This is a genomic window from Acidobacteriota bacterium (assembly GCA_030774055.1).
Taxonomy (GTDB): domain Bacteria; phylum Acidobacteriota; class Terriglobia; order Terriglobales; family Acidobacteriaceae; genus JACPNR01.
In genome coordinates, this window is record JALYLW010000079.1 from 20,585 (window position 1) to 30,083 (window position 9,499).

A 9,499-nucleotide genomic window follows, 5' to 3' on the forward strand; every position below is an offset into this window, starting at 1 on the left:
GGAGTGCGCTATGTATCCGCTGTCCGCTGTCCGCTTTCCGCTTTCCGCTTTCCGGGGTACGGAGAGCGGGAGGGCGATTCACATGATCAGTTCGTTCGCCCGCTGGACGATGGGATGCTGCATCTCGCGCAGGTCGTTCTTCACCAGATTCAGTCCGTAGACGCAGCTCTCGAAGTCTTCGGCCAGGTGCTTGAACAGCGGCGCGACCTTGGCATACTCGAAGAACTCGAATTTCGAGACGATGTAGTAACTCTCTTTGCCGGCGCGCATGAAATCGACAAAATTCTCGAGCCGCTGCCGCCGCAGCCGCCAGTGGTTGATGCTCTCGGGGAACATCCCGGTAAAGAAGAGCGTGAAGTCGCCGATATGCTTGCGCACCTGGCGTTCGCGATCGAACGAGGGCGCCTCACCGTAGACCGGATCCGACTCCAGCAGCATCTCGCCGACATCGTGCAGCGGCTGGCCCGAGGCGTTGCGGACCTTGTACATGTTCTCGACCGAGCAGAACTCGGTGAGCATGTTGGCCACGTACTCTTGCACCTCGTGGTCGCGCAGCCCGATGACTTCGGAAAAATTGCGCTCGACGAGCGCGAGGAACAGGTCTTGCAGCGGATGGTTCTCTGGAACCACGGCCATCACCTCCGTAAAGCTGTGCGAGTCCTCGACGGCCACCTGCGCTATCTTTCTCAGCGCCTGCGTTCACCCCGTCTCGATCAAGGGACTCGGTTACTGCATTGGAGCGGATTGTGGGCGCGTTTGGTAATCCGCACAAGAGGGGGAATGCAGATTGTTAGCAGTCGGGTGTCGCGTGTGCCAAGCAACCAAAACCAAATGACGACCGCAGAGGACGCGGAGGACACAGAAGAATCAATGAAGGAACGGCAAGCATCGAACCTTGAGACCTCGGCGTCCTTGGCGTCCTCTGCGGTTGTGATTGGCAGGCCGCCGATTTGCCCAACCGCGCCCGAGTCCGCTAAAATAGACCCTTTCCGAGAGAGGTCCTGAAGCGACATGAAAGAGAAGATCCATCCCGCTTACAACGAAGTGCGCGTGATGTGCGCCTGCGGGAACAATTTCGTCACGCGGTCGACGCACAAGGGCGACATCCACCTGGAGATTTGTTCCAACTGCCATCCGTTTTTCACCGGCAAGCAGAAGCTGCTGGACACCGCCGGACGCGTGGAGCGCTTCCGCCGCAAGTACGCCAAGGCCGACGCGATGAAGGCCGAAGCCGCCACCAAGGCCACGGCCAAGGAAGCCGCCGCGAAGAAATAAGGCGTTCGCTTTCGGGAGCCTCCGCCACGGCGGAGGCTTTCGTTATTCGGAAACCAGTTCTCGCTACAATAGGGTCGCATGCGGAAGCACTTCGAAAACCCGGTGCCCGACGTTCGTACGAACGACGCCAAGCAGGTCGTGCACAGCGCGCGCGTGCCGGCCTCCGTCCGCATCGGTAAGGTGGAGCTGCGTCCGGCGACCGTGCTCGCGCCCATGGCCGGCGTGACGGATACCGTCTTCCGGCGCTTCATCCGCAGCGTCAGCTTCATCCACGAGCTTGGGCCGATGTCCGCTTACGACCCAAGGGAACTGCGGCCCGTGACCGCCGCCGACCCGAACGCCTGCGGCCTGATCATGACCGAGTTCACCTCGGCCGACGGCGTGACCAAGACGAAAAAGAAGTCGGTGCTGAAGCGCTACCTCGGCTACCTCGATGACGAGCATCCCTTGGCCGCGCAGCTTTTTGGCTCGGACCCAACGGTGCTGGCCGAGGCCGCCAAGCTGGTGGAGGACATGGGCTTCGACACGGTGGACCTGAACCTCGGGTGTCCGGCGAAGAAAGTGGTGAAGTGCAATGGCGGCTCGGGACTGCTGCGCGATATCCCGAAGATCGAGACCATCTTCAAAGCGGTGCGCGCGGCGGTGAACATCCCATTCACGGTGAAGTTCCGCCTGGGCTGGAGCGATACTGAGATCGTGTGCGTGGAGATCGGAAAGCTCGCAGAAGCGTGCGGCCTGAACGCGGTGGCGCTGCACGCGCGCACGCGCGAACAGGGCTACGCCGGCAACGCGCGCTGGGAGTGGATCGCCGCGGTGAAGGCGGCGGTGAATATCCCGGTGATCGGCAACGGCGATATCCGCACGCCCGAAGACGCGGCCGCCATGGTGGCCGAGACGGGATGCGATGCGGTGATGATCGGGCGGACGGCGGCGAGTAATCCGTGGATCTTCCGCCAGATCGCGCAGTACACGGCGACCGGCAGCTACCACCATCCGACCGACCAGGAACGCCACGAGATGATCCGGCGCTACTTCACCATGCTGCTCGAGCACGAAGAGCTGCCCGGCGCCTTCGGCAAGATGAAGCAGTTCGCTTCCTACTTCACCCACGGCATCCGCTGCGGCGGGAACCTGCGCAAGGATATCTACGAGGCGAAAAGCGAGCAGGCGATCCTGGATGCGGTGGAGAGGTTCTTCACTTCATCGCCTTCGGCGGCCGACCAGCGTGAGAGCGTCGCGGTCTCGGCGTAAACCCAAAACCCTTCAACCACGAAGGACACGAAGGTTCACGAAGGAAACCAAGATCGGGAAAAATCCTGAGTCTTGGGGTTTCTGAACCTTCGTGTTCCTTCGTGACCTTCGTGGTTAAGGCTTTTAAAGGGCCTTCGCGACTAGCTTCCCCGGTTGCGGTGACTCGATGTACGCCCACGGCACCTGCGGATCGTGGGTGAACACCACCAGCCATTTATCCGGCACCGCGCGCTCGTAGAAGCGCTTGCGGCTTTCGATGGTCTCGAGCGGGAACAGGTCGAAGGCCATCCCCCAGGTGAGGTCGAGGTGGTGCGTGGTGGGGATAAGGTCGGAGATGTAGCAGGCACGCTCGGTGCCGGAGTGGAGCATCACGGCTTGCAGGTTGCGGGTGTGTCCGGGAAAGAGTCTCACCGCGATGCCGGGAACGATCTCGGCATCGCCGTGCAGCAGGTGCATCTGCCCACTCTCGATCAGCGGATCGTAGTTGGGCGAGAGATAGCTCACGCGGTCGCGCTCGGTCTGCATGCGCGCGTGCCGCCACTCGCCCTCCTGCACGTAATACTTCGCTTTGGGGAAGGTGGCGACGGTGCGGTCGCCGCGCAGCACCGTGTTCCAGCCGCAGTGGTCGAAGTGCAGGTGGGTGTTGATGACGACGTCGATGTCCTCGGGCGCGACCTTCGCGGCGGCAAGATTGTTGAGCAGCTTTTCTTCGGGCTGGAAGAACTGCTTCTGCTTTTCGCCCAGCTTGTTGCCGATGCCGGTCTCGACCAGCACGGTGTGCTTGCCGGTCTTGATGAGCAGCGAGTTCACGCCCACGGAGAGCCGGTTCTGCTCGTCCGCCGGCATGCGTTTCTGCCAGAGAGGTTTTGGGATCACACCAAAAAAAGCCCCGCCATCGAGGTAGTAATCGCCGTCGGAGAGGACGGTCAGCTCGAAGTCGCCAAGCGTGGTGGACTGCACCGGGATGGAAGGTGGGTGCGGCATTATTTCGGCTGCGATGAGTCTCTGACGATGCCGACTGGCTCTTGCGGGCGCGCTAGTTCGTGCTCGAGGTGGTTCTGGATCATGTGGAACAGGTGCGTGCGCGCCGGGGCGCCGGAGATGCCGTGCGTCTTGCGCGGATAGACCATCAGGCGGAACTGCTTGCCGGCGGCGATGAAGGCGTTGGTCATCTGGATGGTGTTCTGCAGGTGCACGTTGTCGTCCCCGGTGCCGTGGACTTCGAGTAGCGAACCGGAGAGATTCGCGGCGAAGTTCACGGGCGACGACTTGCGGTAGCCCTCGTTATTTTGCGCGGGTGTGGACATGTAGCGCTCGGTGTAGATGGTGTCGTAGTCACGCCAGTCGCTGACCGGAGCGACGGCCACGCCGGCCTTCACGCGATCGGTGTGCGTCATGGCGTAGAGCGTCATGTACCCGCCGTAACTCCATCCCCACCAGCCGAGGCGCTTCGGGTCGAGCTGCGGGAACCTGGCTAGCGCCTGGTCGAGCGCGGCGAGCTGGTCTTTGAACTCGATCTCGCCGAAGTTGTGTTTGAGCGCGGCGGCGAATTTCTTGCCACGCGCACCCATGCCGCGGTTGTCGACTTGCAGGATGGCGATGCCGTCGCGCGCCAGGAGCTGATGGAAGAGGAAGGTCGAGCCGCCCCAGGCGTCGCGCGAGACTTCCCCACTGGGGCCGGCATAGGGGTTCATCAGCACGGCAGAAGACTTGCTCAACACGGGGTTCACGAGCAACGTCCCATGCAGGACGGTGCCGTCTTCGGCTTTGAAGTCGACGAACTGCGGCGTGAAGAGGTTGAAGCCGGCGACCGAGCGTGCGTCCCAGAACTTTGAGCACCCGCCGCCGGCTTGCGGAGTGGCGACCGCGCACACGGACATGCGCGGCGGCGTCATCAGCGCGGAGTAGCTGTCGACATAGTGCTGGTTGTCGGGCGCGAAGCTGGGCGAGTGCGTGCCTTTTTCTTGCGTGACGCGCTGCATCCCCGTCCCATCGAGCGTGACGGAGTAGAGGTGACGCTGGCGGTCGTCGCCTTCATCGGCGACGAAGTAGACCAAGCCGGCGTTGTCATCCACCGCCTGGATGCCGAAACTATCCCACTCGCCCTTGGTGAGCTGGCGTTCGAGGTGCGCGTCGCCCGCGAGCGGGTGCACCTTGTCGAAGCGGTAGAGATAAAGATGGGTGTGTCCGTCGCGCCAGCTCGACCACAGGAACTTGCCGTTGGCGAGCGGCGTGAAGTCGTCGTTGACCTCGACCCACGCGTCGGACTGCTCGTGCAGCATCGCCCGCGACTTGCCGGAGTCCGTATCGGCGAAGTAGAGGTCGAGCTTATCCTGTTCGCGGTTCAGCGTCTCGACCCACGCGGTCACGTTGTCGAGCCATCCGAAGCGCGGGATGTATTCGTAGTCGGCGAGCGTGAGCCACTTCACGCTGCCGCCATCCGAATTCACAACCCCTACGCGCACCTGCGGATTCGGGTCGCCGGCCTTGGGATACTTCTGCTGGTCGACCGTGGGGTGGGTCGGGATCCAGTCGGTGATGGGATAGGCCGGGACTTTGGTCTCATTCATCTGCAGGAAGACGATGCGCTTGCCGTCGGGCGACCAGAAATAATTCGAACGGACGTCGAGTTCCTCGGCGTAGACCCAGTCGACCTCGCCGTTGAGCAGGTTCTCGTCGGAATCTTTGGTGAGCGCCTTCTCGCGATTGTTCCTCAAGTCGCGGACGAAGAGGTTGTGTTGCTTGATGTAGGCGATGCGAGTGCCGTCGGGCGAGAACTTGGGATCGTCTCCGCTGCCGACGACCACGGCGGTGCCGCTCGCGAGCGAGTAGAGCCAGAGCTGGCCGGCGGAATCGAACAGGATGTGCTTCGAGTCGGGCGCCCAGTGGTATCCGGCGACGGAGTAGCGCGCGCGCCGCTCTTTTTCGCGTTCGTCTTTCACTGCTTTGTCGGGCGGCGGCTGGAGGTTGGCCAGCTTTTCTTCGGCGACCAAGATCGCGGGCGCCGCACTTCCACCGGTGGCATCCACATAGTAGAGCGCGCCGTGCTCGCCGGAGTCATCCCGCTGGACGAAGGAGACTTTAGTGCCGTCGGGCGACCACTTCACCGTCTCCGGACCGCGTCCGGTGATGCCACCCTCGGCGAAGATGGCTTCGATGGTGAGGGGCTTCTTCCCAGACGGTGGGGCGGCGGGCTGCTGGGCGGATGCGGCAGCGAGTGCGAGAACGAAGCAAGCGAGCAGGGCACGTTGCAAGCGGGATTCTCCGGTCGAAGTGAGACCGGAAAGTTTACACCTTGGCTTGGGCGGTGGCGTCACGCGCGCCTGGGGATGGATCGGCCTTTACGGATGGACCGAGGTCCAGAGGCGGACAAGCGAGAGCAGGGTGGCGAACATGCCGATACCGAAATAGACGTTGCGCGCGGTCGCTTGCGATGGGACCAGCATGCGGACGCCACGCGAATGGAAGAGCGCCACCAACTGCGCTTCCTGGTGCAGGATGAAGTCGGCGAGCGGGCGATGGAAGGCCACGATGAGCAATCCGCAGAGCAGCCGGGCGAGGTCGACGACCATGGCGGGATGCTAGCCGCGGGCGGGTGCACCGCTCAATCGGGCAAACCGCTTAGAAACCGCGATTTTGCGGCCTTCTTCAAGGCCCAGGCCCGCGCCGGAGCGCGCCACGCGGTGCTACAATCACGGTAGCCTTTCCGCCAAGAATCCTTATGAATACGGACCTCGAGAGACTCATCGCGCTGGCCAAGGCAGATGAAGCCATGGCCCGCCTGAAGGCCGAGATCGCCGAACTGCCCAAGCGGGTGACCGTGATCGAGCAGAAGCTGGCGCGGACCAAAGCGCAGCTGGACGCGGCCAAGCAAGCCATTGCCAGCGACCAGGTAGAGAAGCGCAAGCAAGAGACGGCCATCACCGACCAGCAAGGCAAGGTCTCAAAGTATCGCGACCAGCAGCTCGCGGTGAAGACCAACGAGCAGTACAAGGCGCTGACGCACGAGATCCAGTTCGCCGAGGCGGAGATCCGGAAGTGCGAAGACCGCATCCTGGAGCTGATGGTGGATGCGGAAGAGCGCGAGAAAGCGCTCAAGGCCGCCGAGATCGAGTTGAAGGAAGAGAGCGCCGAGATCGAGCGCGAGAAGATCCAGGCGCGTGAGCGCACCGCCATCGACGAAGCCGAGCTGGCGGAGTGGAAAGCGAAGCGCGACGAGCTGCGCGCCAGCGTGGACGACAACTTCCTGGCGCACTACGACCGCGTGGTCAAGGGACGCCGCACGGCCCTGGCCGGCGTCCGCGACCAGATATGTTTAGCTTGTAACGTCATGTTGCGTCCGCAGACGTATAATGAGCTTCGCTCGGGAGAGAAGCTGATCACCTGCGACTCCTGCGGACGCATCCTGTACTACGACGCGCCGGCCGAAGCCGAGCCGGTGCCTGAAGGCTCTCCCGCCGCCGAAGCCAGCGCCCGTTAAGCGGCGCCGGCCTGAGGAGGGACGATGCAACGTCCCGTCATGGTCAAGCTCGCTCTCACCTTGCTGCTTCTCGGCAGCCTAGCTTTCGCGCAACGCCGTTGTGAACCGGGCGACCTGCGGGTGAAAGTGCTGTACTCCAACAGCCGCGCCGTGCGGAACCACACCCAGGTGGACTTGCTCAGGCCCTCCGGCACGCTGATCAAGCAGCGTTTCACCGACGACACCGGCAACGCGGAGTTCCTGCAGATCCCAGCCGCTGGCTATCGCATCCGCGTGACGGGTCCAGACGTGGAGGAGACGGTCTCCGACGAGTTCAGTATGGACTGCGGTTCACCCCGAGCCGAGATGGTCACGGTGAAGCTCAAGGCGGAAGCGGAGGCGGTGGAGAAGCAGTTGCAAGCGAAGGAAGCGATGATCTCCGCGCTCGAGCTGAACGTGCCTGGCGGTGCGCACAAGGAATTCGAGAAGGGCGCGAACGCGCTCGAAGGGAACAGGCTGCCAGAGGCGCAGAAGCGCTTTCAGCGGGCGATCGAGATCTATCCGCCATACGCCATGGCCTACAACCACCTCGGGGTGGTCTATATGATGACCGGGCAAGCGGCGAAGGGACGCGCCGCATTCGAGAAAGCAGTGGAGCTCAACGATCGCTATCCGAGCGCTTTGCTGAATCTTGCCAAGCTGCGCTACGAGGATGGCAAGATGCAAGAAGTCGAGGCGCTCTTGCGCAAAGCGGTGGCCGGCGACCCGAGGAATGGCGAGATGATCTTCATCCTGTGCGTCGCGGAGCTGCAGAATGGCCGGCTGGACGACGCGCTGGGCAACGCGAAGAAGCTGCACAGCTTGCCGCACGCGCAATATGCGGGCGTCCATTACCTGGCGGCACAGGAGCTCGAAGCGAAGAATCGCACCAACGACGCGATCGCGCAGTACACCTTGTTCCTGCAAGAGGCTTCGCCGGGAGTGACGGCGGATCGCGCCCGGACTGCTTTGGGACGTTTGCGGCAGCAAGCCGCAACGCAACCGGTATCGCAACCCATCTTGCAGCGTTAAGGTTGCGCCGCCGCGGCCGGGCCGTGGTTCGGACACAGACGTATATACGCGGTCGTGCACTTCGTTGCGGGGCAGGCCCTTGAAGCGCAGGGCCAGCCGAGCGCTGCGATGGCGCAGTATGCGCTCTTCGTCGAGGAATCGCCGAACGCGCCGACTTCACCGCGTGCCCGCCAGGCGATCGCTCGCCTGCAGGCGGACCGCCGGCGAAGTGATGCTGGCTGCCTTCGGCATCGCGTAAGGTCTGGATGGCTATCTGGCACAGCGCGCGCGCGGGATCATCGCCACTGAGAACATCATCGGCGGCGTCATCCGCGGCGTCATCGGCGGCGTCATCCGCGGCGTCATCCGCGGCGTCCGCACCCCGGACCTGCGGCCTGATGTTTCTCGTGCTCGCATTGCTGCTGGCCGCGCCGGCGCAGGCCGAAGATACCTACCTCATCGACTTGAAGGTACTGGTGCAATTGGCCGATACCGGGCAGGGTGTGGCGAACGTCCGGGTGCAATTGTTCGATGCCGCGGGCCCGACGCGGGGCCTTGGGTTCACCGACCGCGACGGCATGATCACCTTCTCGCGGATCGAATCCGGCACCTACCGGCTACGCGTGAGCGATCCGAACCTCGAGGAGATGACCACCGACATCTTCCTGGTCGACCGCCGGCAGATGCCCGCCTACCAGAGGATCGCCGTGCGGAAGAAGCCGAGCGAGAGACCGGCGGGCGCGGGAGCGCCGGGCACCATCTCCACCGAGGAGCTGAAAGTGCCGAAGAAGGCGCGCAAGGAATTCGAGGCGGGCTCGAAGGCACTGGAGAAGAATGATCTGCCCGAAGCGCAGCTCCGCTTCCAGAAGGCGATCGAGATCTATCCGCAATACGCCCACGCCTACAACCATCTTGGCGTGTCGTTCATGCGCAACCGGCAGCTAGAAAAGGGCCGCGAAGCGTTCGAGAAGGCGGTTGCCATCAACGGCAGCTATGCGGAGGCGCTGCTCAATCTGGCCAAGGTACGGTTCGCCGAGAAGAAGACTGCGGAAGCGGAGGCGCTGCTCGAAAAAGCGGTGGCTGCCGATCCGGCGGGTGCCGAGGCGCTGACCATCCTGGCGAACCTGGAGCTGATGGAGAACAAGCTCGAGCTGGCGGCGGCGAATGGCGCCAAGGTCCACGACCTGGAGCACGCTGAATTCGCAGTGGCGCATTGGATCGCCGGCCGGGCCTACGAGATCCAGCACAAGGACGCGCAAGCCATCGCCGAGTACACTATCTTCCTGAAGGAATCGCCGAGCAGCGCGCTGGCGGAGAAAGCTCGCGCCTCGCTCAAGACCTTGCGCGACCAGAATTATCCCCACTGAAGACAGGAACCCAACCGACAGTGACGGTCAGCACGCGTGGGGCTGCGCGCCTGCACGGTGGACACGTGTGGGTCTACCGCTCCGATGTGGCTGAAGC

At 63.2% G+C, this 9,499-nt stretch carries 9 protein-coding genes; 5 read left to right on the forward strand and 4 right to left on the reverse strand.

What is annotated here, in order from left to right:
• Positions 1 to 78 precede the first annotated feature (78 nt).
• Positions 79 to 636, reverse strand: a complete 558-nt coding sequence (locus tag M3P27_06300; protein ID MDP9267923.1) for a hypothetical protein — start codon at positions 634 to 636, stop codon at positions 79 to 81.
• 375 nt (positions 637 to 1,011) lie between these two features.
• Here M3P27_06300 and rpmE point away from each other — a divergent pair, with 375 nt between their 5' ends.
• Entirely contained in the window at positions 1,012 to 1,275 is a 264-nt protein-coding gene (gene rpmE, locus M3P27_06305) for a 50S ribosomal protein L31 (GenBank protein MDP9267924.1), read from the forward strand.
• A 78-nt stretch (positions 1,276 to 1,353) separates the two neighbouring features.
• Entirely contained in the window at positions 1,354 to 2,526 is a 1,173-nt protein-coding gene (dusB, locus tag M3P27_06310; protein ID MDP9267925.1) for a tRNA dihydrouridine synthase DusB, read from the forward strand.
• Between the two features lie 123 nt (positions 2,527 to 2,649).
• Here the strand turns inward: dusB and M3P27_06315 are convergent, their stop codons facing one another.
• The 3 genes from M3P27_06315 to M3P27_06325 all read right to left on the reverse strand — a co-directional run bounded on the left by M3P27_06315 (position 2,650) and on the right by M3P27_06325 (position 6,098).
• Positions 2,650 to 3,510 carry an MBL fold metallo-hydrolase gene (locus tag M3P27_06315; GenBank protein MDP9267926.1) on the reverse strand — a complete coding sequence of 287 codons (861 nt, stop codon included), beginning with the start codon at positions 3,508 to 3,510 and terminating at the stop codon, positions 2,650 to 2,652.
• A complete protein-coding gene (locus M3P27_06320) occupies positions 3,510 to 5,780 on the reverse strand; it encodes an alpha/beta fold hydrolase (GenBank protein MDP9267927.1) in 2,271 nt (756 codons plus the stop codon). Before M3P27_06320 ends, M3P27_06315 begins: the two co-directional genes overlap by 1 nt.
• An 87-nt stretch (positions 5,781 to 5,867) precedes the next feature.
• Entirely contained in the window at positions 5,868 to 6,098 is a 231-nt protein-coding gene (locus M3P27_06325; protein MDP9267928.1) for a hypothetical protein, read from the reverse strand.
• A 149-nt stretch (positions 6,099 to 6,247) separates the two neighbouring features.
• Between M3P27_06325 and M3P27_06330 the strand changes: the two genes are divergently transcribed.
• The 3 genes from M3P27_06330 to M3P27_06340 all read left to right on the forward strand — a co-directional run bounded on the left by M3P27_06330 (position 6,248) and on the right by M3P27_06340 (position 9,402).
• Positions 6,248 to 7,006, forward strand: coding sequence for a C4-type zinc ribbon domain-containing protein (locus M3P27_06330; protein MDP9267929.1), 759 nt, complete (start codon positions 6,248 to 6,250; stop codon positions 7,004 to 7,006).
• Between the two features lie 24 nt (positions 7,007 to 7,030).
• Positions 7,031 to 8,056, forward strand: coding sequence for a tetratricopeptide repeat protein (locus M3P27_06335; protein MDP9267930.1), 1,026 nt, complete (start codon positions 7,031 to 7,033; stop codon positions 8,054 to 8,056).
• 377 nt (positions 8,057 to 8,433) lie between these two features.
• Complete coding sequence (locus M3P27_06340; GenBank protein MDP9267931.1) at positions 8,434 to 9,402, forward strand: tetratricopeptide repeat protein; 969 nt, start codon at positions 8,434 to 8,436, stop codon at positions 9,400 to 9,402.
• Positions 9,403 to 9,499 lie beyond the last annotated feature (97 nt).